Origin of the sequence: Rhizobium sp. WYCCWR 11128 (assembly GCF_013416305.1) — a bacterium.
GTDB classification, from domain to species: Bacteria; Pseudomonadota; Alphaproteobacteria; order Rhizobiales; family Rhizobiaceae; genus Rhizobium; species Rhizobium indicum.
On record NZ_JACCEZ010000006.1, the window covers coordinates 374,541 to 395,696 of the forward strand.

The 21,156-nt window shown below is 61.3% G+C and carries 19 protein-coding genes; 13 read left to right on the forward strand and 6 right to left on the reverse strand.

Annotation, left to right across the window (positions count from 1 at the left end; genetic code table 11):
• Positions 1–60 precede the first annotated feature (60 nt).
• Positions 61–1,284 carry a sugar ABC transporter substrate-binding protein gene (locus tag HX898_RS20685; protein WP_128401448.1) on the reverse strand — a complete coding sequence of 408 codons (1,224 nt, stop codon included), beginning with the start codon at positions 1,282–1,284 and terminating at the stop codon, positions 61–63.
• Between the two features lie 50 nt (positions 1,285–1,334).
• Complete coding sequence (locus tag HX898_RS20690; protein WP_138332628.1) at positions 1,335–2,657, reverse strand: alpha-L-fucosidase; 1,323 nt, start codon at positions 2,655–2,657, stop codon at positions 1,335–1,337.
• 207 nt (positions 2,658–2,864) lie between these two features.
• Here HX898_RS20690 and HX898_RS20695 point away from each other — a divergent pair, with 207 nt between their 5' ends.
• The 7 genes from HX898_RS20695 to HX898_RS20725 all read left to right on the forward strand — a co-directional run bounded on the left by HX898_RS20695 (position 2,865) and on the right by HX898_RS20725 (position 9,744).
• On the forward strand, positions 2,865–3,872 hold the full coding sequence (locus HX898_RS20695) for a LacI family DNA-binding transcriptional regulator (protein ID WP_180195579.1): 1,008 nt from the start codon (positions 2,865–2,867) through the stop codon (positions 3,870–3,872).
• Between the two features lie 176 nt (positions 3,873–4,048).
• Positions 4,049–4,798, forward strand: a complete 750-nt coding sequence (locus HX898_RS20700) for a FadR/GntR family transcriptional regulator (protein ID WP_180195580.1) — start codon at positions 4,049–4,051, stop codon at positions 4,796–4,798.
• 192 nt (positions 4,799–4,990) lie between these two features.
• On the forward strand, positions 4,991–5,569 hold the full coding sequence (locus tag HX898_RS20705; RefSeq protein WP_172643800.1) for an isochorismatase family protein: 579 nt from the start codon (positions 4,991–4,993) through the stop codon (positions 5,567–5,569).
• The gene (locus HX898_RS20710; RefSeq protein WP_138388737.1) at positions 5,566–6,576 is read left to right on the forward strand and encodes a helix-turn-helix domain-containing protein; all 1,011 of its coding nucleotides are present in this window, start codon (positions 5,566–5,568) and stop codon (positions 6,574–6,576) included. Before HX898_RS20705 ends, HX898_RS20710 begins: the two co-directional genes overlap by 4 nt.
• Before the next feature lie 347 nt (positions 6,577–6,923).
• Positions 6,924–7,937, forward strand: coding sequence for an ABC transporter substrate-binding protein (locus HX898_RS20715; RefSeq protein WP_138388736.1), 1,014 nt, complete (start codon positions 6,924–6,926; stop codon positions 7,935–7,937).
• Positions 7,938–8,032: 95 nt separating this feature from the next.
• A complete protein-coding gene (locus HX898_RS20720) occupies positions 8,033–8,851 on the forward strand; it encodes an ABC transporter ATP-binding protein (protein ID WP_029871310.1) in 819 nt (272 codons plus the stop codon).
• An 11-nt stretch (positions 8,852–8,862) separates the two neighbouring features.
• On the forward strand, positions 8,863–9,744 hold the full coding sequence (locus HX898_RS20725; RefSeq protein WP_062942872.1) for an ABC transporter permease: 882 nt from the start codon (positions 8,863–8,865) through the stop codon (positions 9,742–9,744).
• Between the two features lie 97 nt (positions 9,745–9,841).
• Here the strand turns inward: HX898_RS20725 and HX898_RS20730 are convergent, their stop codons facing one another.
• From HX898_RS20730 to HX898_RS20745, 4 genes are all read right to left on the reverse strand, one after another.
• Positions 9,842–11,242, reverse strand: a complete 1,401-nt coding sequence (locus HX898_RS20730) for a sensor histidine kinase (RefSeq protein ID WP_180195581.1) — start codon at positions 11,240–11,242, stop codon at positions 9,842–9,844.
• Entirely contained in the window at positions 11,232–11,900 is a 669-nt protein-coding gene (locus HX898_RS20735; protein WP_138332614.1) for a response regulator, read from the reverse strand. The genes HX898_RS20730 and HX898_RS20735 overlap by 11 nt, the downstream gene beginning before the upstream one ends.
• A 116-nt stretch (positions 11,901–12,016) precedes the next feature.
• Positions 12,017–12,877 (reverse strand): carbohydrate-binding protein, encoded by an 861-nt coding sequence (locus HX898_RS20740; protein WP_180195582.1) that lies wholly within the window; start codon positions 12,875–12,877, stop codon positions 12,017–12,019.
• 124 nt (positions 12,878–13,001) lie between these two features.
• Positions 13,002–14,798, reverse strand: coding sequence for a heparinase II/III family protein (locus HX898_RS20745; RefSeq protein ID WP_180195583.1), 1,797 nt, complete (start codon positions 14,796–14,798; stop codon positions 13,002–13,004).
• 131 nt (positions 14,799–14,929) lie between these two features.
• Here HX898_RS20745 and HX898_RS20750 point away from each other — a divergent pair, with 131 nt between their 5' ends.
• Genes HX898_RS20750 through HX898_RS20775 form a run of 6 tightly spaced genes read left to right on the forward strand, consistent with a single transcriptional unit; the run spans position 14,930 to position 21,110 of the window.
• On the forward strand, positions 14,930–15,916 hold the full coding sequence (locus tag HX898_RS20750; protein ID WP_180195584.1) for a sugar ABC transporter permease: 987 nt from the start codon (positions 14,930–14,932) through the stop codon (positions 15,914–15,916).
• A complete protein-coding gene (locus HX898_RS20755; RefSeq protein WP_180195585.1) occupies positions 15,913–16,749 on the forward strand; it encodes a carbohydrate ABC transporter permease in 837 nt (278 codons plus the stop codon). Before HX898_RS20750 ends, HX898_RS20755 begins: the two co-directional genes overlap by 4 nt.
• A 4-nt stretch (positions 16,750–16,753) precedes the next feature.
• Complete coding sequence (locus HX898_RS20760; RefSeq protein WP_180195586.1) at positions 16,754–17,926, forward strand: glycoside hydrolase family 88 protein; 1,173 nt, start codon at positions 16,754–16,756, stop codon at positions 17,924–17,926.
• A 15-nt stretch (positions 17,927–17,941) separates the two neighbouring features.
• Positions 17,942–19,051 carry a sn-glycerol-3-phosphate ABC transporter ATP-binding protein UgpC gene (ugpC, locus tag HX898_RS20765; RefSeq protein WP_138388729.1) on the forward strand — a complete coding sequence of 370 codons (1,110 nt, stop codon included), beginning with the start codon at positions 17,942–17,944 and terminating at the stop codon, positions 19,049–19,051.
• A 20-nt stretch (positions 19,052–19,071) separates the two neighbouring features.
• Complete coding sequence (locus HX898_RS20770; RefSeq protein WP_138388728.1) at positions 19,072–19,800, forward strand: YesL family protein; 729 nt, start codon at positions 19,072–19,074, stop codon at positions 19,798–19,800.
• A 35-nt stretch (positions 19,801–19,835) separates the two neighbouring features.
• Entirely contained in the window at positions 19,836–21,110 is a 1,275-nt protein-coding gene (locus HX898_RS20775) for a sugar ABC transporter substrate-binding protein (RefSeq protein WP_180195587.1), read from the forward strand.
• Positions 21,111–21,156: the final 46 nt, after the last annotated feature.

Consider the following 21,156-nt stretch of genomic DNA (forward strand, 5'->3'; position numbering starts at 1 on the left):
CCATGCGCGGCAGGTCCTGCCGCGGGCGGGCGCTAGCGCGTCCTGTCGGACGCGCTCGCTTTATTGCTGCGCGAGGCTCTGGATGGACTCCATCGTCTGCTTGGCATCGGCGCTGCCGGCGAAAGCCGGCGGGAAATACTGGTTGAAGAGGTTTTCCACCGCTGCCCAGTTGTTGGTGATCACGTAGGGCACGGAGTGCGCCAGGGAATAGTCGATGGCCTCGCCGCCATTGGTGATGTCCTTGGCCGCCACCTTGTACCAGGCGGATTGCGCCGCCGTGCGCGCCGGCAATGCGCGCCCCCCTTCGGCAAGATAGGTCAGCGCTTCCGGGCTGGTCAGCACCTGGATCGCCTTCCAGGCCGCATCCTTGTTCTTGCTTGACGTGGAAATACCGAAGCCGGAGCCTGCTGTGACGGCCGAGAGTTCGCCTTCGTCGCGCGGCAGGGTGGTGAGGCCGATTTTGAACTTCGCCTGGTCCTTCATGCCGATAATCGACCAGGGGCCGTCGATATACATGGCGACATTGCCCGAATTGAACCGGCCCTGGACGACATCACCGGGATCCGCGCCACCCGACGGGACCAGCGGCGCGATCTTATCCTTGGCGGCGAAACCGATCACTCTCTCGGCGGCTGCAACCGCGCTCGCACTCGTCAAGTCAAGCTCGCCGGCGTCGTTGACGTATTTATCGCCCCAGGCCGCGGCCAGGACCGAATAGTTGGTCGGAGTGATACCGAAGCCGTACTTGCCGTCCTTCGTCAGCTTCTTGGCGGCATCGGTGAACTCGGCAAGTGTCCAGCCTGGCTTCGGTAGCGGAACGCCGGCGGCTTCGAGCGCGTCCTGGTTATAGTAGATGACCCACGGACCGACATCGTAGGGCAGGCCGTAAAGCTGCTTGTCGACGGACATGCCGCCGATGATCGAGGGTGTGAAGGCGCCGACGTCGAACTTATCGGCCTCGACCCGGTCATTCAGGGGCTCGAGCAGCGAATAGAAGTTCGGCATGCGCAGTGACTGCATGGAAACGATGTCGGCGAGCTGTCCCGATGCCGCCAGCACCGGCAGCCGCGTCCAGTAGTCGACCCAGCCCGTCGTCGTCAGCGTCACCTTGATATCGGGATACTTGGCGGTCACCATCTCTGCCAGGTGCTGCCAACTCTTGGTGTCGGTTTCGGAGCCGGTCCACATCTGCCAGGTCAGGTTGACCTGCTCGGCCGATGCGGCTGTGGCAAAAAGACTGCTGCCGATAGCGGCAAGCAAAAGCGTTTTCTTCAGAACCTTCATGGGTTTCTCCTCCCTCCATGAACGCAAAGGACACGCGAGTGCGATCGAGCTCACGCCTTCAGGACGATCTCGATCACCGGCACGGTAACGTCCGGGCGCCGGACCGGCAGTTCGAGCGTGATCATGCCTTCCGGCACCGTCACGCCGATATTGGAATCCACATCTTTGGCATGGCTCAGCCAGTGCACCTCGCTGGCGTCGTGCAGGAACTGCGCATAGGCGATCCTGTCGGCGAGACCTTCGATGTGGATGTGGCGGTAAGGCCAATTGTAAACATGCAGATAAAGGCGGTTGCCGCGCTGGGTATAACGGCAGCCGGCAGGCACCGGATAGCGAGATGGCCCTGCCCCATAGATGGAACGTCCGTTGACGGCCATCCAGTTCTGATAAACCTCGAGCGCGCTGATGGCGCGCGCATCGAGCGTGCCCCGGCCGGTCGGGCCGACATTCATCAGCAGGTTGCCGCCGAGCGCGACGGAATCGATCAACAGCTGGATGATCTGTTCCGGGCTTTTCCAGGTATCTTCGTCGCGGTGATAACCCCAGGAGCCGCTAAAAGTGTGGCAGGTTTCCCAGAGCACCCCCTGGCTGGCGATGGCGGGGGCCACACGCGGCGTATACTGCTCCGGCGTCGTCACGTCAGGCAGGGTGCCGGGCGGCAGATCGAGGCGGTTGTTGACGATGATGCCGGGCTGCAGCTCGCGCACCAGATCCACCAGGCGCTCGCTCTCCCAATCGGCGCGCCCCTTGCCGGGCAGGCCGCGATATTCGCGCCCGGGATAGCTGAAATCGAACCAGATGATGTCGATGCGGCCGAAGCCGGTCAGAAGCTCGCTCACCTGTTCGCGCATATAGGCCGCGTAGTTGGCGATGTTACGGCCGGCATTCAGGGCCTTGGCGTCGGGATGGTTGCGCAGCGGATGGTGAACGTCGATCGGGAAATCGGGATGGTGCCAGTCAAGCAGCGAATAGTAGAAGCCGATCTTCAGCCCTTCGGCGCGGAAGGCTTCGACTAGCGGCGTGAGCAGATCTTTGCCGCAGGGCGTGTTCGGCGCCTTGTAGTCCGTCACCTTGCTGTCCCACAGGCAGAAACCCTCATGATGCTTGGTCGTCACCACGACATATTTCATGCCGGCAAGACGCGCCCGGCGGGCCCACTCCTTGGGATCGTAGAGATCGGGATCGAAATTGTCGAAATAGCGCTGGTAGTGGTCGTCGGTCAGTTCTTCGCGGTTCTTCAACCACTCGTGGCGGGCTCCCAAGGCATAGAGGCCCCAATGGATGAACATGCCCAGGCGATCCTGGCTGAACCAGGCGTGTTTCTCCGCCCCACCCGATGCCGGATTTTCCGGCTGGCGTTCCGAACTCGTCACAGGTTTCTCCTCCCTGTTTTCCGGCTCGACATCATATCGAACCGGTTCGGTAAATGATCATCTCGCCTGATCCGATGTCTGTCAAGCCGAAATTCGCGATCACCAGATCAGAAAGGCAAGCCCCGCAAAACAACTGATTTGAAGCATAAATGTTGCGCCGACCAATAAAATCGGACATAACAAGGTATTAGAACCGGTTCGACAGACATGACCACGATACGAGACGTAGCGCGCCTTGCGGGGGTTTCCATCTCGACCGTCTCGCTCGCGCTCAACAGCCCGAAGCGGGTCGGCGTCGAGACGCTCGACCGCATCCAGCAGGCGATAAAATCGACCGGTTACCGCATCGACCCGGTGGCCCAGACGCTGGCGCGCGGACGCAGCTCGTTGATCGGTTTCGTTTCGGCCAATCTCGGCAACATGTTCTTCGGCGACATCCGTCGAAAGATCGAGCACCAGGCGCTCGACCACGGTTATTTCGTCCTGATCGCCGACTCCTCCGGCAGGGCCGATCTCGAACGGGCGCTGCTGGAGCGGCTGGAAGCGCAGAAGATCGCCGGAATTGCGCTGGCGGCAAACGGGCACGGCGAGGAGTACGCGACGTTCCTGCGCGACTTCAAAACCCCGATCGTGATGTTCGACCAGAAGGTGGAAGGGGCGGAACGCGATTTTGTCGGTTCCGACAACCCGCTTACCACCACCATCCTGACCGAACATCTGCTGCAGCTCGGCCACAGGCGCATCGGTTTCATCTCCGGGCCGAGCGGCCTGCACACTGCCGACGAGCGCCTGAAGGGTTTCATGAACACGATGGCCGGCGCCGGTGTGGACATCGATCCTTCGCTGGTGGTCGAAGGCGGCTACACCCGGACTGGCGGCCATGCACAGGCGATGAGCCTCTTGACCCGCCGCGACCGGCCGACCGCCATCATCGGCGCCAACAACATGACCGGCCTAGCAGCACTTCAGGTCATGCAGGAGATGGGCTTCCGCTGCCCTGACGACGTGTCGCTGGCGATGGTCGACGACGTGCCCTGGAGCAATGTCATCACGCCTCGCATCACCATGGTGGTGCAGGATGCGCAGAAGCTCGGGGAATTGGCGGCACAACGCCTCCTGGCAAGAATAGCAAGCCCCGAGGGCGCCGCCGCGCCGCCTGAAGATTTCATCCTGACGCCGAGATTCGTACGCGGAGAATCGACCAGGCGGTTGTGAGTGCTTCCACCGGTCCTCACGCATATGCCAAACCGGCGTCGAGAGATGTAAGCGCAGTGCCGGATTTTCTCTCGTCGGCTCTTATCCATTGAAAGGCGGCAAAATTTGTCATACATGTGTGATGAATCGTGAATTTCGCAATGCCGCGCGTTTGAACGGCATTCGGATCGAGGCCGATGCGGGGGTCAAACGTGGCAATGCAGGTGAAGGATCGCAGCAAAGGCTCCGGGTCGCTGGTCTCACAGGTTGGCGAAAGCCTCCGGCAAGCCATATTGAGCGGCCAGTATTCCGCCGGCGACAAGCTTCCGAGCGAACACGAGCTGACCGAAACGCACAGCGTCAGCCGCACCGTCGTGCGCGAGGCGGTGGCCGCACTTCGCTCCGACGGGCTTGTCGAGGTGCGCCAGGGAGCGGGGATTTTCGTGCTCGGTGCCGATCCCGCGCTCTCCGCGCGGAAAGTCGACAAAGCCCGCGTCGCCTCCGATCTTGAGGTCCTCGAGATCAGAACACCTGTCGAAATCGAGGCGGCGGGCCTAGCGGCCCTGCGCCGCTCGCCGGCACAGGAGGAAGCGATATTCGAATGTCATCGGAAAATCCTCCAATGCATCGAGAGCGATCAATCCATTCGCGATGCGGATCTCGAGCTCCATGCCGCAATCGCCGAAGCCACGAACAATCCGCTGTTCAGGCAGTTCCTGGAATCGCAGGGCTCTGCGATCATCCCGCAGTCGAGGCTCGTCCCGGAATCGAGGACGGCCGAACAGACCGCCTATCGAAAGCTGATCCACAGGGAGCACGAGGCAATCGTCGTCGCCATCTCGGACAGGGACGAGCAGGCCGCCCGCAACGCCATGCGCGACCATCTGGTCGGAAGCCAGGCCAGGTACCGCAACTTGCTGAGGGATCTGCGAAGCTTTACGAGCTGACATCCGATCCGGAATTGCGTGGAAGCGGACTGATTATGTGCGCACGGCCGGCAGGCGCCGGATGTGGCTCGAGGCGCTTGGCGCAAGGCCGCTCCTGAGCGTGGCTATTGGCGCGAATTGTCCGTTATTTGTCCGGCGCGCGCATTTTCCCCTGTCTTCAAATCGCCGAATATGACTTCATGATCAACCTGCATGGAGCAAAAAATGTCCGGCCATGATACTGTCCTTCTCGTTATCGACGCTCAAGAGTCCTTCAGACACCGCGATTACTGGGATGAAAACCTCGCTTCCGCCTATATCGATCGTCAGCAGGCTCTGATCGACGGCGCGCAAGCCGATGGAATACCCATCATCCAGATCTTCCATGTCGATGAAAATGGGCCGTTTTCGGAAGCATCCGGGTTCGTCAGCACACTCGCCCCGCTCAGGATCGCTCCCAAGGCGACGTTCAGGAAGAACCGCCATAGCGCCCTGGTCGGTTCCGGTCTCGACGTGTGGCTGACCGAGAACGGCGTCCGTCGTATCCTCGTCTCCGGCATCCGCACCGAACAGTGCTGCGAGACCACGACCCGCCATGCCTCGGATCTCGGCTATCAAGTCGACTATATCGGCGAAGCGACCCTGACCTTCCCGATGACCGATGCCGCAGGACGCACCTGGAACGCCAAGGAAATCCGGGACCGGACCGAACTGGTCCTGTCGGGCCGTTTCGCTCGGATCGCGACCGTCGAACAGGCCCTGGCTGGGCGCGGAAAGTCGCTCGCCGCATGACGGACGCCGCGCAGCCCTTCGATATTCCGGTCTTCGTCGTCGTGCCGCCGCGCGTGCTGCTGCTCGACGTGGCCGGCCCGATCGAAGTGCTGCGCAAGGCGAACCTCGAACAGCGCACAGTGCGCTTTACCGTCGCCTATATCGGCCCATCGGCGACGGTCGGCAGTTCGATCGGCCTTGCCGTTACGGGAGTCGCCGCATTGCCGGAACGCTTGCCCGATACCGCGCTTGTCATCATTGCCGGCAGCGCCGATGCCCCGATGAAAAACAGCGCCCCAGGGAACGAACAGGAGCGCGCCGACCAAGCTGCCATCGTCGCATGGCTGAAGCGCGCCATTCTTCCGGGAATTCGTCTGGTCTCGATCTGCTCGGGCGCATTGCTCGCTGCCGAGGCAGGCATGCTCGACGGCCGCGATTGCACTACCCACCACGCCTGCATAGAGGATCTGGTGAGACTCGCACCCACCGCGCGCGTCCGGGACAACCGGCTCTATGTCGAGGATGGAGACCGCCTCACGAGCGCCGGCATCACCGCCGGCATAGACCTCATGCTGCATATCGTTGCCGAAGCAGCAGGACATGCCTGCGCGCTCGCGGTGGCGCGATATCTTGTCGTCTATCTCAGGCGCGGCGGCTCGGATCCGCAGCTTTCGCCCTGGCTTGAAGGTCGCAACCATATTCACCCGGTCATTCACCGCGCGCAGGATGCGGTGGTCGCCAACCCCTCTCACGACTGGTCGGTGGCGTCGCTTGCGCACCTCAGCGGTGCCAGCCCGCGCAACCTTTCACGGCTGTTCAACGAGCAGACAGGCATGAGCGTTACGGATTTCGTCAACCTTATGCGCGTGGCTCTTGCCCGCGAGATGCTCGCCGGTTCACGGCTGGACATGGAGGCCGTCGCGATGCGCGCCGGCTTTGGCTCGGCGCGGCAGCTCCGCCGCGCCTGGAATCGTCTGAATGACGGCCCGCCGAGCGCGGCGCGGTCGAGGCTGCCCGTCGATTCATAGACTGCTCGCCGCCGGTCACCAGATCGCGATGACGATCGCGGACATATTGTCTCGCAGTTTTCACATTGAAGCGCTTGCCGCGATGGCTTGATGCTGCATGCGCTCGGAAAGAGATCCGTCTGGGCACACATCTATGGAAGGGACGGCGCATCTGGCTTAAGAAATGACTACGCGCCCGTTGCTCCCGCGATGAGGGATGCATGGATGGAATTCGACGGGCTGCTTACCCATCCGCGACTGAAAGCTAGTTGAAAGCTTCGACGTCATAGGAAGAGGCAGCATCGTGGAGGAGACACGGGTCAAGGTGGCGAGACGACGATGCTAGCAAACCACAGGAGGAGATTTCCATGCGTTCTTCACGCAGCCTTTTTCACACCGTCGCTTTTTCGACGCTTCTCGCCGCAGCATCTTTCGCGACCAGCGCCGCACATGCGGCCGATAAGATCACCATCATGGTCGGCGGTTATGAAAAGCAGATCTATCTGCCCGCCAAGCTTGCCGAATCGCTCGGATATTTCAAGGACGAGGGTCTCGACGTCGAACTGCTGAACGAAGCTGCCGGCGTCGATGCCGAAAATCAGCTTCTGGCCGGCGCCGTCCAGGGCGTGGTCGGCTTCTACGACCACTGTGTGGACCTGCAGGCCAAAGGCAAATTCGTCGAATCCATCGTCCAGTTCAGCCAGGCGCCGGGCGAAGTCGAGATGGTTTCGAGCAAACATCCTGACATCAAATCGCCGGCCGACTTCAAAGGTAAGACCCTCGGCGTCACCGGTCTCGGCTCGTCCACCAACTTCCTGACCCTCTTCATGGCCTCGAAGGCCGGGCTGAAGCCCGGCGACGTCGTGACGGTTCCGGTCGGCGCCGGCGGCACCTTCATCGCTGCCATGCAACAGGATCAGATCCAGGCCGGCATGACGACCGAGCCGACGATCTCGCGCATGATCAAGACCGGCGAGGCGAGCGTGCTCGTCGACATGCGCACGGTCGAGTCGACCCGTCAGGCGCTCGGCGGCACCTATCCGGCCGCCTCGCTCTACATGGAAGCCTCCTGGGTCGACGCGCACAAGGAAGAGGCACAGAAGCTCGCCAACGCCTTCGTCAAGACGTTGCGCTACATCAACACGCATTCGTCCGCCGAGATCGCGGACAAGATGCCGAAGGACTTCTACGTCGGCGACAAGGACGGCTACATCAAGGCTCTCGACGACGGCAAGGGCATGTTCACACCGGATGGCGTCATGCCGGAAGACGGTCCGAAGACCGTGCTTGCCGTGCTCTCGGAGTTCTCCAAGAACGTCAAGGGCAAGCAGATCGACCTTTCCAAGACCTACACGACGGAATTCGTCAAGAACGTCAAGTAAGGCGTCGCGTCGCTTCCGGTCCCAACCGGAGGCGACCTCCCGATCGATCCATGGGCATTGCGTGCACGCGCCCAAAGCACGCCTCAGGTATCATCATGCAAAATGACAAGAACCAGATCCCGGCGATCGAGCTGATCAATGTCAGCCGCCGCTTCGTCTCGCCGACTGGCAAGTCCCTTACGGCCTTGCGCGATTTCAACATGACGGTCGCCCGCGGAGAGTTCGTCGCCGTCGTCGGCCCCACCGGATGCGGCAAATCGACGACGCTCAATCTTGTGACGGGTCTCGCACGCCCAAGTGCCGGTGAAGTCCGGTTGATGGGCGGTCCGATCACCGGCATTGACCCGCGTGTCGGCTTCGCGTTCCAGACCGACGCACTCTTTCCCTGGAAGAACGTGATCGACAACGTCATGGCCGGTCCGCTGTTTCGCGGCAAGTCGCGCACTGAAGCGGAAAAGAGCGCACGCGACTGGTTGGCCCGTGTCGGCCTTTCGAAGTTTGTCCATCACTATCCCCACCAGCTTTCCGGCGGCATGCGCAAGCGCGTCTCACTGGCACAGACCTTCATCAACGAGCCGGAGATTCTGCTGATGGACGAGCCGTTTTCGGCTCTCGACGTCCAGACCCGCACCGTCATGCATGAAGAGCTCTTAAAGCTGTGGGCGGAGCGCAAGGCCTCGGTGGTGTTCGTCACCCACGATCTGGAAGAGGCCGTCGCGCTCGCCGACAAGGTCTATGTGCTGACCGCCGGCCCAGCAACGGTAAAGTCGGTCTACACGATCGATCTCCCCCGTCCGCGCGTCGTGTCGGAAATCCGCTACGAGCAGAGCTTCATCGACTATTGCAAGACGATCTGGGAGGACCTCCGCGAGGAAGTGGAGACCAGCTACCGCCGCGCGAGCGAAGCGGCCTGAGGGAGGATATCATGGCACACATCACACTTGAGGCCGGTTCGGCCACCATGTTTCGGCCGGGCACGTCGGACACGGAAATCGAGGCATCGGCGCTGAAGGCAATGCGCCGGCGCAAGACGCTGGTGCGCTTTTGGCAGATCGCCATCCTGGTCTTCGTGATCGGCATGTGGGAGCTGTCCTCAAACATGCAATGGATCGATCCGTTCTTCTATTCGAGCCCGAGCGGCGTCGTTCAGCGCCTCTACGAATGGGCAACCGAAGGCACCACGGAAGGTTCGCTCTGGTATAATCTATGGGTGACGATGGAGGAGGCCTTGATCGGCTTCTTCGCGGGTTCGATCACCGGCGTCTTCGTCGGCATCGGTCTTGGCCGCAACCGCTTCCTGTCGGACATCTTCTCCGTCTATATCAAGGCGATCAACTCGATACCGCGCGTCGTTCTTGCCCCCATCTTCATCATGATCATGGGTCTCGGCCTGCCCTCCAAGGTTGCTCTCGCCTTCATCATGGTGTTCTTCGTCGTCTTTGCAAACGCCTTCCAGGGTGTGCGCGAGGCCGACCGCAATATGATCGCCAATGCCCGCATTCTCGGCGCCTCGGACTGGCAGGTCACCCGCACGGTGGTCATCCCGTCGGCGATGAGTTGGATCTTCGCCAGTCTGCACGTGTCCTTCGGTTTCGCGATCATCGGCGCAATCGTCGGCGAATTCGTCGGTGCCCGCTTTGGGATCGGTCAGCTCATCTCGATCGCCAAGGGTACCTTCGATGCGGCCGGCATGTTCGCGGCAATCCTCCTCGTCATGGTCGTCACGCTTTTTGCCGAATACATCATGACATTGATCGAGAACCGCCTGGCGAAATGGCGTCCGCAGCAGCACCTCGATACCCAGTGATCCAATCGACCTCCTCCCAAGGCAGATCGAACAGAAGGCCGGGCGCCATGCCCGGCCTTCTCTCAATCTTGGAAAGAGCATTAGTGCGCATTCGGGTTTACGTAAGCGGAAGCCGGACCGTCACGACGAGCCCACCGCCTTCCGCATCTTCGAGTGAGACTGAACCTCCAGCGCCTTCGACAACCTCCCGAACGATCGCAAGCCCCAGACCGCTCCCCTCGGCTTCGGTCCCCATGATCCGGTAGAAGCGTTCGAAAACCTGCTCGCGCTCGCCGCTCGGAATACCCGGCCCGTTGTCTTCGACGGTGACCACGGCGTTGCCGTCCGCCTGCCCGACGGCAACGGTCACCCGTCCATTCGGGCCGGTATAGCGGATCGCATTGTCTATGAGGTTGACCAACATCTCGCGCAACATCGTCGCGTCGCCGTCGACAATGACCGGGCGGACGGCTTCCAGGCCGACGTCGATGTTGCGCTTGAGCGCCTCTTCGGCATGCGCTTCCAGGATCTCGCGGGCAGCCTTGCTGAGGTCGGTCGCATCGCTGCGCGGGCGCCGGCTTCCGGGCTCGGCCCGCGACAAGGTAAGCAGCTGGCCGGCAAGACGCGAAATCTGCTTCGTGCTGGTGCGAAGGGCGAAAAGCGCCTCGTCGCGGCGAGCCGCATCGGCTTCGCGGGCCGCCACGCTCGCCTGCGTCGAAATCAGCGCGAGCGGCGTTCTGAGTTGATGCGCGGCATTCGATACAAACCGTCGCTGTGCGGCCATCTGGTTCTGGACGCGCTCCATATGATCGTTCAGGGCATGAACGAGCGGTCGCAGTTCGCTCTGCACCATCTCGGGCGGCAGCGGATCGAGACGGTTGCGCCCGCGCTGCCCCACGGCGTCCCGCAGTCTCAGAGCCGGCGCCAAGCCTCGCTGAAGCCCGAGGATGGTCACCAGGCTTGCGACGAAGACGAGCACGAACTGCTTCGAAAAATCCGAAAGCCATAGCTGCCTTCGCATCGCATACTGGCTGTTATGCGTCACGGCGACGGTCACGGAGATCGTGCCGTCATCGGGAAGGCCGACGACAGGATGGTCGAGCATCAGGACGCGCACATCGGCGCCATGGAACGCACGATCCTCGCCTGCCCGCTGTACGGCCGGCAGCGGCAGGTCGGGAAGACCGCTCACCAGACTGCCCCATACGGTGATGACCTGGTAAAATACCCGGTCGCCGAAGCCCGTATCGAACATTTCCAGCGCGGAAGGCGGCACGTCCACCTGAACATTGCCGCCCTCATCGACGCGGACAGCTTCGGCGATGACGCGAGCCGAGGCCAGAAGCGTTCGATCCGTCACCAGCTTTGCTGTGGCATCCGCCGTCCAGAAGCTGTCGTAAAGATTGAAGCCGATCGCACCGAAGAGGGTCAGCAGCACCCAGCAGAGCAGTTGCACCCTCAGGCTCTGGCTGAGCCGCGCGATCGTCGCGCCCACCTTTGTGACGAGGCTACTGGACATGTCTGAGGAGATAACCAAGTCCGCGCAACGTGGCAATCTGAACCGAACTGCTCTCGAGCTTCTTTCGCAGCCTGTGGACATAGATTTCGATGGCGCTCGGATCCGCCTCGTCGTCGAAACCGAACACGCTTTCAGAAAGGGCGGCTTTCGAGACTGTGTTGCCAAGCTTCATGACAAGTTGCTCAAGCACGGCATATTCGCGCGGCGTCAGTTGCAGCAGCTCGCCTGCGACGAAAAACTGCCGCGTCCCGCCGGAGAAACGCAGGTTGCCGACGGTAATCTCGGATGATGCCCGGTCCTGGCCGCGGCGGACCACTGCACGAATCCTCGCTTCGAGCTCGGCGATTTCGAAGGGTTTGGCGAGATAGTCGTCGGCGCCGCTGTCAAGTCCTGCAACACGGCCATCCAGGCTCGCATTCGCGGTCAGGATGATGACCGGCAGCTTGTTTCCGGACTGCCGCAATCGCTTCAACAGCGTCAACCCATCAAGCTTGGGAAGCGCCAGGTCGAGGATCATCGCCGAATACTCCGCCACCTTGAGCATATGTTCCGCGTCCTCGCCGTCATGGGCAATGTCGATAGCGTATTGCGCCTGTCGCAGGGCTTTACCCAGCCAGGCCGCCAGATCCTTGTTGTCCTCCACCACAAGCAGTCGCATCCGACCTCCTTAGCATGGGCAGGCGGCCCGGCGGAAGCGTGACACGCTTTCCACAGCTGTTGCTTGGCCTCTATTCCCGACCGAAGCAGAAAGAGATGCTATCGCATGCGATCGCCCTAAACGTCGTCACCAAGCGCTCCCGTCGGCGCCTCCGCAATTGTCGTCGACCGCAACCGCGACGTCCCGGTCTCCGGCGCCTCGGTTCCCCAGATTTCGATCTGGGTCAGCGCCGGATAGGGCGAGGCGTCTTCGGCCTTGATCAGACCGTGTAGTTCCACCCATTCGATGATGCAGGGCTCTATGGGAAAGCCCTGGGCGGTGCCCGATTTCACCAGCGGAAAACAGGAGGTCTTGCCATTCGAGAAGGTGACGCTGACCTTTTCCCACCAGGAATCATGGGGGAAGTCGGCCCGAAGATAGAAAGCGATCTCGTCGATCCTGACCGGCCTGCCGAATTCCACCGTCAATGCTGCTTGCGGATCGCGATTGATGCCCCAGCTCGTATAGGGCCAGAAGCCGTGATCATCGTTGGCCTTTTCGCCGTCGATTGCGTTGCGCGCCGCAAAGACCGCTTCGCCCCGGGTCTCGACATTGGCGCGCGCATGCGGAAACAGAGCCCGATTGGCGTGATCGTCCCAGGGGTTCAGGGCGAGATTGCGCCGGTGAATGATCTCGCCCGGCCGTGTGCTTCGCGCTGAAAGCCGGTGGATATCGCCCCTGAAGGCATTTGGCGAATAGGGCTTGCGCTTGTCGCCGAAGGGCACGGCGAGCGAATAGGCGCATTCCTTCATATAGACCAGGCCGGGTTGGATCGCGCCATCAAGGGAAAGGAAGACATGCCCGGGCTCGGAGACCTCCACGATCACGCGATCGCCTTCGCGATAGCTATGGCGATAGACCAGGAACGTCTCGTCCCGGCCTGTGGAACTCGCCAGCACCGCCCCATCGGCATCCACGATCTTCAGCGTCAATTCCATGCTCGCCCTCCCCAGAGCATGATGCCGAAAAGTGTGAGCGATTTTCGGACGACGTCATGCTCTAACTCTTTAATTTAGAACAGGATTCAAATTTTGGGCCGACCCGGCCTAAAATCATCCTGTTCTAGACGATCTGCAATCTCAGCAGCCTGCCGGCAAACGGCACCCGCAGCCGATAGATTTTCTCGGGCCATGCCGATCTCAGCCGGGCGTCGTCCACGCCGATCTCGTCGATTTCGATCTCGCCGGCGCCCTCGACGAAAATGCTGCCGAGGTCGGCCAGGTCGATCCTGTCCGGGCTGACGGTCGGCGCCAGGCATGTCATCAGCGACAGGACCGCCGGCTTGCCGCCGTCATAGGTGTCGACGATCTCGACATGGCGGCCGCGCAGCAGGGAAACGACGCGCCAATAGCTGTGCAACTGCGCTTCGGGGGGATAGGCGTCTGAAATATCGAGCGATATGCGCGCGCTCCCTTCGTCGAACCCGACCTCGACATCGCGCGCGCCAAAAGCTTCGCCAGCCAACTGCATGACGCCTGCAAATGTCGGCAGGTTGTGGAACGCCGACTGCATCGTCCATATCTCGTAGCGCCGCGCCGAAAAGGTTTTTGCGGTATAGGTCTCGACGCCGACATCGATCAGGAACGGACGTCCGTTCTTGTAAAGCGTCACGCTGCCGACATCGTTGTGGTTGTGGCCCTCGCCGTTGTTGCCGCCCTTGACCGCAAGCGAAAACTGCTCGTCGCGGGCGATGAACAGGCCGATGCCGGGATAGAAGATATCGCGCCGGGATGCGGGATGCGGCTCGGCGGCAGCGGGAAGCGTAGGGCCGACCAGCAGTTCCTGCACGCGATACCAGAGGTTCCATTCCCCCGGCAGGTGCGGATTATCGGAAGCGGCTCTGTCGGATGCAGCGAACTCAGCCAGCATCTCAGAGCCGACCGCCTGTCCGAACAGACATTCCCGCGTGCTGCAGGGTTCGACCACCGCGGAGGAATCCGCAAAGTTGAAATAGTGGCGGCCGGCCACATGCATGTGAGCGATATATTCGGCCATATTGCGGATCTTCGGCTGTTGCCAAAATCGGCCGAACAGGCCCGGCGCCGCCGTATCCAGGATCGTCAAAGCACCATGCAGGCAGAGTGCGGCGTGGCGGTAATAGAGCACGCCCTCCTCGCAGGCTCCGTCCTCGGCATAGTCCTTCAGGAAGGCGTCGAGGCTGCCGAGCGCCTTTTTGACGACGGCGTGACGCGTGGGCTGATCGGTTTTCAGGGAGAAGACCGTCAACAGGACGTTCTGGCTTATCCATGCCGTCCAGTTGTTCATCCGCTCTTCGCCGCGGCCCATCCACCAGAAATGCCGGCCGAGATAGGGCGAGAGGATGCGGATCTCGATCTCGCGCTCTACGCGTGCCGTAATCTCGGGGCTCATGCCGTCGAGCTCGTCGCGAAGCAATGCGACGACGGTGGCAAGCAGAGCGGCCGTTTCGGCGGCGAAGAGATCGACGACAGGCTGCGAATTGTCGGGAAGCGGCAAGCGCGCGCCGCTTCGTTCATAGGCATTATGCGCCGGCAGCTGCCAGCCGCTCTCCTCCGCGATCAGGAAGATGCCGTCGACGATCTTCGGCAGGAAGCGCGCCCCGCCTTCGAGGAGTTCGCCGAGCACCAGATTGTTGAGCATCCGGCGCCGTGTGAAATAAAGCTCCTCGAAGCGCGCGCGGTTGCCGGTTTCGGTGAACTCCCGGTAATCCGAAGCCGTAATCAGCGGCCAGGCGCGCGCAAGCGTCTCTTCGGCCTCGCCAATGACCAGTTCCCGTACCGCTTGCGGCACAGCGCTCCATCTGGCGCGCTCGGAGCAGACCGCCCCGGGCGTGAAATCGCCCAGCACATCCGGCAGCTTTGCTGAAATCTCGCTGAACATGTCTCTCCCCGTACCGGAAAAGCATCGATGGCCGTTTGGTTTGCATGCTCACCTATCATATGTATTTTGCGCTTTCCATAAAATTCGTATGACCTGTTCAGAACTTGTTTGACCAATACCGGATATGTGCTATGTCGTTGCGGGAGGAAGAGGAGGCATCGGTGTCCCTATCGAATTCGGTCATCGCGACGGATGGCGCTCTGGCAACCTCCGGTCGGAAGGTCGCGGTCCTATCCAAGCGCCAGCGCAGGATCCGCAACGCGCTCGTCGCCTACTCCTTCATCGCGCCAAATTTCATCGGCTTTGCCGTCTTCACGCTCGGCCCGATCCTGTTCGCCTTCGCGCTCGCCTTCATGCATTGGGACGGCTCGAATGCGATCACATTCGCCGGGCTGGATAATTTTTGGCGGCTCTTCGACGACAAGGCCTTCATCGCGGCGTTCTGGAACACGGTGATCTATACTGTCGCCTCCGTGCCGGCGACGCTCATCTGCGCGCTCGGCCTCGCCGTTCTCCTCAACCAGAAGATCGCGGGGCGCGACTTCTTCCGCACGGCGATGTTCTTCCCCTATGTCGCCTCGCTGGTGGCCGTCGCGGTCGTCTGGAACATGATCTTCAATCCCGAGATGGGACCGGTGAACATGATCCTCTACACGCTCGGTCTCGATCCCAAGAACATGCCGGGATGGGCCGCCGATCGCCACTGGGCGATGGTGACGGTGATCCTCTTCGGCATCTGGAAGAACATGGGCTATTACATGGTCATCTATCTGGCCGGCCTGCAGGGCATCAATTCAGAGCTCTATGAGGCCGCCGATCTCGATGGCGCCAATTTCTGGCAGAAGTTCATCCATGTCACCGTGCCGCAGCTCGGGCCGACGACCTTCTTCGTCACCGTCATGCTGACGATCCAGTCCTTCAAGGTGTTCGACCAGATCTACATGATCACCCAGGGCGGGCCCGGCACCTCGACGCTCGTCCTCGTCTACCACATCTACAACGAGGCCTTCATTTCCTGGGATCTCGGCTATTCCAGCATGGTCGCCCTGGTGCTGTTCTTCCTCGTGCTTGCGGTCACGGTCTTTCAGTTCCGGCGCCAGAGGGAGGACGGCGAATGAGGATCGCAGGACGCAAGGTGACCCTCAAATCCGTCGCGATCTACGCCATCGTCATCGCCGTCACGCTCCTCATGCTGATGCCCTTCGCCTGGATGCTTTCGGCATCGCTGAAGCTCAGCCGTGACGTCTTCGCCTTCCCGATCGAGTGGATACCGTCCGAGCCGCAATGGCATAACTACGTCGATATCTGGACGAAGATCCCGCTTGCGCTCTTCATCTACAACACGTCGAAGCTTACGATCATCGTCACGCTGTTGCAGCTTTTGACCTCCAGCTTTGCGGCCTACGCCTTCGCCAAGCTTAATTTCCCCTACAAGAACACCCTGTTCCTCGGCTACATCGCCACGATCGCCATGCCCTGGCAGGTCTATATGGTGCCGCAATTCCTGCTGATGCGCGAATTCGGCCTCAACAACACCCACCTGGCGCTGATCTGCCTGCAGGCTTTCACCGCCTTCGGCGTCTTCCTGATGCGGCAGTTCTACATGTCGATCCCGACCGAACTCTGCGAGGCGGCCCGCATCGACGGCATGAACGAGTATCAGATCTGGGCGCGCATCATGCTGCCGCTGTCCAAGCCCGCGCTCTCGACACTGACGATCTTCACCTTCGTCACCACCTGGAACGATTTTCTCGGGCCGATGATCTACCTCACCAAGACCGAGCTGAAGACCGTCCAGATCGGCCTGCGCATGTTCATCTCGCAATATTCGGCCGAATACGGGCTTATCATGGCAGCCTCCGTCGTCGCCCTCATTCCGGTTCTCGTCGTCTTCCTCTCTCTCCAGCGCTTCTTCGTCGAAGGCATCGCCTCGACGGGACTGAAGGGTTAAATCCATGAACGCCGTCTCGTCCGTCGCCCCACAGCCGATCACCGACCAGGAGGTCAAAGCCGCGCTCGATCTTGCCGTCGGGCAGATCAGGCGCAACCTCCCCGAGTTCACCCATGCCTCGCAGAACCATTCGAGCGTCGGTAATTTCTATCCCGCCGTGGCGAACGACCAATGGACCGCGGGTTTCTGGCCCGGAGAGCTGTGGCTCGCTTTCGAGCACAGCGGCGAGGCGGTTTTCCGGGATGCCGCCCAGGTCCAGGTCCAGTCGTTCCTGCATCGGATCGTGAACCGCATCGAGACGGACCATCACGACATGGGCTTTCTCTATTCGCCCTCCTGCATCGCCGCCTGGAAGCTCGTTGGAGACAAGGATGGCCGCAGGGCCGCCATCCTGGCCGCCGACCAGTTGATCGAGCGTTTCCAGCCCATCGGCCAGTTCATCCAGGCCTGGGGGCGCAAGGGCAAGGCGGAGGAATACCGCTACATCATCGACTGCCTGCTGAACCTGCCGCTTCTCTACTGGGCGAGCCGCGAAACCGGCGATCCGAAATACCGCGAGATCGCGCTCATTCACGCCCGCACCACACTCGCCAACTCGGTTCGGCCGGACGATTCCACCTATCACACCTTCTATATGGACCCGATCACCGGAGCGCCGGTGCGCGGCGCCACCAAGCAGGGTTACAAAGACGACAGCGCCTGGGCGCGCGGACAGGCCTGGGCAATCTCGGGAATGGCGCTCTCCTATCGCTATGAGCGGATCGAGGAATATATCAGGACCTTCGACCGGCTGCTCGCCTTCTATCTCAACCGGCTGCCTGCCGACATGGTGCCTTATTGGGATCTCGTCTTTTCGGACGGCGACGGCGAGCCGCGCGACAGCTCGTCGGCGTCGATCACCGCCTGCGGCCTTCTGGAAATGGCCGATCTCGCCGAGCCGGAACCGGCAGCACGCTATCGCATGCTGGCGCGGCGCATGATGAAGAGCCTTGTGGATCATTATGCGGTCAAGGACCCCACGATCTCCAACGGCCTGGTGCTGCACGCCACCTATTCGAAGAAATCGCCGTTCAACACCTGCCGCGGCGAGGGTGTCGATGAATGCGTCTCCTGGGGAGATTATTATTACATGGAAGCTTTGACGCGCCTTTCGCGCAACTGGTCTTCCTATTGGTGAATTCAGGAGAACCCGATGGCCAGCATTTCGCTTAAAGAGCTGAACAAGAGCTACGGTGCGCTCACCGTCGTCCACGACATCGACCTCGAGATCGCCGACAAGGAATTCATCATTCTGGTCGGCCCCTCCGGCTGCGGCAAATCAACGACGCTGCGGATGATCGCCGGTCTCGAGGAGATATCGGGAGGAGAGCTCAAGATCGGCGGCGACGTCATGAACGACGTTCCTTCCAAGGATCGGGATATCGCCATGGTCTTCCAGAATTATGCGCTCTATCCGCATATGACCGTCTACAAGAACATGGCTTTCGGCCTGCAGCTCAGGAAGGTGTCGCGTGACTTCATCGATGCCCAGGTGCAGGACGCCGCCAGGATCCTCGACATCTCTCATCTCCTGAACCGCAAGCCGAAGGCCCTTTCGGGCGGCCAGCGCCAGCGCGTCGCGCTTGGCCGCGCCATGGTGCGCAATCCGGCGGTCTTCCTACTCGACGAGCCGCTTTCCAATCTCGATGCCAAGCTGCGCGGCACGATGCGCTCGGAAATCACCAAGCTGCACAAGCGACTCAACGCCACCTTCATCTACGTCACCCATGACCAGGTGGAAGCCATGACCATGGCGGACCGGATCGTCGTCATGAAGGACGGGCACATCCAGCAGGTCGATACGCCGCAGAACCTCTATGACCGCCCCGTCAACATGTTCGTCGCCGGTTTCATCGGCGCGCCCCAGATGAACATGCTGCCCTCGACCATTCTGCGCCGGGGCGATGGCTACGTCGCCGTCTTCGACGGCCGGGAACTGCCGCTGCCTGCCCATTTCGACAAGAGCAGGATCGCCCCCTACGAGGGCCGCGAACTGGTGCTCGGCATCCGTCCGGAGAATTTCCACGAACTGCCGCCGGCCGACATCGCACCGGAGAACCTGGCGCCGCTCAAGGCGATCGTCGAACTTGCCGAGCCCATGGGCTCGGAAGTGCACCTGAACATGGTGGCGGGCGGGCGCAATCTGATCGCCCGGGTCTCGCCGCGCTACCGGCCCGATATTGGCGAGGAGGCGACGCTGGTCGCCGATATGACCAATGCGCAGCTGTTCGACAAGGAAACGGAACGCTCGATTCTATACTGAGGCGCCTGCGGGAGATGGCTATGCAGTGGTTGCGGGACATGTGGACGAGGGAGGGACCGGGCATTCCGAAGGATGCGCCGAAGAGGACCGGCCTTGCCTTGTTCGCCGAGATCCTCGTCCGCGAGTGGTGGGAGATGGTCAAGCTGAACATCCTCTTCATCCTGGCCGCCCTCTTCGTCGTGACCCTGCCGGCAGCGCTCGCCGCCATGGCCCGGGTCTCGGTAGCCTTGGTGGAAGATCGCAACACCTATCTTCTCAGGGACTTCACGGAAGCTTTTCTGCGCTACTTCTGGCGCGCCACCGCCTGGGGCCTGGCGTTGGGCGGCGCGCTCGCAATCGGCCTCTATGCGATCGCCACCTATGCCGCAGGCGCACGCGACAATCTGTTGCTCAGCGCACCGCTGACGGTCGCCCTCGTCGCCACCGCCTATGTCGCGGTCCTCGCCTGCCATCTCATCGTTCTCATGGTGATGCGCGATCTGCCGGCTCTTAGGCTGCTGCGCCTCGCCGCGCTCGCCTCCGTCATCCGTCCGCTCCCGGCGCTTGCCGCGCTCGCCTTTGCCGCCAGCCTTTGGCTGGCGCACATCCTCTTCTATCCGGTTTCCGTGTTCATGCCGGCAACCTTCAATTTTTCACTCGGAATGTTCGCCGTCGCATTCGGCGTCCATCGGGCGGCGGTGACGGTTCTAGACCTGCCAAACGCAACACAGCCGCACCGCGAACCGCATACGAGACGCTTCATAAAATAACTGATCCAGAGATGATCCAGGGAAGGAGAACGGGAATGTATTTGGATAAATTCGGGGGGACGGTGAAACTTGCCGTGGCGGGTTTCACCTTGGCCGCGATGACGGCCGGGGCAGCGCTTGCCCAGGACGCCGTGACGCTCAAATGGGCTTTGTGGGACTGGGACAAGACCGCCTATTACAAGCCTCTGATCGAGGCCTATCAGGCCAAGCATCCCAACGTGAAGTTCGAGCCGATGGACCTCGGCTCGCAGGACTACCAGCAGATGATCTCGACGCAGCTGACCGGCGGCTCCAAGGACATCGACATCGTCACCATCAAGGATGTGCCGGGCTACACCAATCTGGTGCGCGCCGGCAACATCGCCGATCTCAGCGGCTTCGTGAAGGATCAGAAAATCGACCCGGCTCCTTATGGCGGCCTGATCGAGGAGCTGACCATCGACGGCAAGATCTACTCGCTGCCGTTCCGGTCCGACTTCTGGGTCGTCTATTACAACAAGGATATATTCGACAAAGCAGGCGTCGCCTACCCCACCAATGACATGACCTGGGCGCAGTTCGACGAAACCGCCGAGAAGCTTTCGGGCGGCATGGGCACCAACAAGACCTACGGCGCGCTTCTGCATACCTGGCGGTCGACCGTTCAACTGCCCGCCATCCTCGACGGAAAACACACGCTTGTTGACGGCGATTACGGCTTCCTGAAGCCCTGGTACGAGCGGGCGCTGACCCTGCAGAAGGATGGCGCGATTCCCTCCTATGCTTTCCTGAAGACGTCGAACACACATTATTCGGCGCTCTTCTTCAATGGCACGATCGGCATGCTGCCGATGGGAACCTGGTTCGTCGGCACCCAGATCACCAAGGTGAAATCGGGTGAATCGAAGAGCAAGAACTGGGGCATCGTCAAGTTCCCGCATCCCGACGGTGTGGCGACCGGCACGACCGCTGCGCAGATCTCGGGCCTGGCGGTCAACGCCAATTCCGTTCACAAGGATGCCGCGCTCGATTTCATCAAGTTCGTCACCGGCCCTGAGGGCGCGGCAGTCATCGCCTCGACGGGTACCTTCCCCGCGCTCAAGACGGATGACGTCAGCGCCAAGATCGCGGCAACACCCGGCTTTCCTGAGGATGCGGCCAGCAAAGAGGCGCTAAAGCCGTCGAAAACCTACCTGGAGATGGCGGTCAATCCGAACGCCGCCAAGATCGAGGTCGTGCTCAACCGTGCGCATGACGCGATCATGACTGACAGCACCTCCGTCGATGACGGGCTGAAGGAAATGACCGAAGGTGTGAAGGCCATCAAGTAAGCGTCCAGAAATGTCGACGGGCGCGGGCAATATCTGCCCGCGGCCG

Bases quoted from the DNA above. Each gene is read 5' to 3' on its own strand.
- HX898_RS20730 (WP_180195581.1), bottom strand. From the start codon at position 11,242: ATGTCCAGTAGCCTCGTCACAAAGGTGGGCGCGACGATCGCGCGGCTC.
- HX898_RS20755 (WP_180195585.1), top strand. From the start codon at position 15,913: ATGAGGATCGCAGGACGCAAGGTGACCCTCAAATCCGTCGCGATCTAC.
- HX898_RS20705 (WP_172643800.1), top strand. From the start codon at position 4,991: ATGGAGCAAAAAATGTCCGGCCATGATACTGTCCTTCTCGTTATCGAC.
- HX898_RS20700 (WP_180195580.1), top strand. From the start codon at position 4,049: ATGCGGGGGTCAAACGTGGCAATGCAGGTGAAGGATCGCAGCAAAGGC.
- HX898_RS20745 (WP_180195583.1), bottom strand. From the start codon at position 14,798: ATGTTCAGCGAGATTTCAGCAAAGCTGCCGGATGTGCTGGGCGATTTC.
- ugpC (WP_138388729.1), top strand. From the start codon at position 17,942: ATGGCCAGCATTTCGCTTAAAGAGCTGAACAAGAGCTACGGTGCGCTC.
- HX898_RS20770 (WP_138388728.1), top strand. From the start codon at position 19,072: ATGCAGTGGTTGCGGGACATGTGGACGAGGGAGGGACCGGGCATTCCG.
- HX898_RS20685 (WP_128401448.1), bottom strand. From the start codon at position 1,284: ATGAAGGTTCTGAAGAAAACGCTTTTGCTTGCCGCTATCGGCAGCAGT.
- HX898_RS20725 (WP_062942872.1), top strand. From the start codon at position 8,863: ATGGCACACATCACACTTGAGGCCGGTTCGGCCACCATGTTTCGGCCG.
- HX898_RS20775 (WP_180195587.1), top strand. From the start codon at position 19,836: ATGTATTTGGATAAATTCGGGGGGACGGTGAAACTTGCCGTGGCGGGT.
- HX898_RS20735 (WP_138332614.1), bottom strand. From the start codon at position 11,900: ATGCGACTGCTTGTGGTGGAGGACAACAAGGATCTGGCGGCCTGGCTG.
- HX898_RS20715 (WP_138388736.1), top strand. From the start codon at position 6,924: ATGCGTTCTTCACGCAGCCTTTTTCACACCGTCGCTTTTTCGACGCTT.
- HX898_RS20750 (WP_180195584.1), top strand. From the start codon at position 14,930: ATGTCGTTGCGGGAGGAAGAGGAGGCATCGGTGTCCCTATCGAATTCG.
- HX898_RS20710 (WP_138388737.1), top strand. From the start codon at position 5,566: ATGACGGACGCCGCGCAGCCCTTCGATATTCCGGTCTTCGTCGTCGTG.
- HX898_RS20740 (WP_180195582.1), bottom strand. From the start codon at position 12,877: ATGGAATTGACGCTGAAGATCGTGGATGCCGATGGGGCGGTGCTGGCG.
- HX898_RS20760 (WP_180195586.1), top strand. From the start codon at position 16,754: ATGAACGCCGTCTCGTCCGTCGCCCCACAGCCGATCACCGACCAGGAG.
- HX898_RS20720 (WP_029871310.1), top strand. From the start codon at position 8,033: ATGCAAAATGACAAGAACCAGATCCCGGCGATCGAGCTGATCAATGTC.
- HX898_RS20695 (WP_180195579.1), top strand. From the start codon at position 2,865: ATGACCACGATACGAGACGTAGCGCGCCTTGCGGGGGTTTCCATCTCG.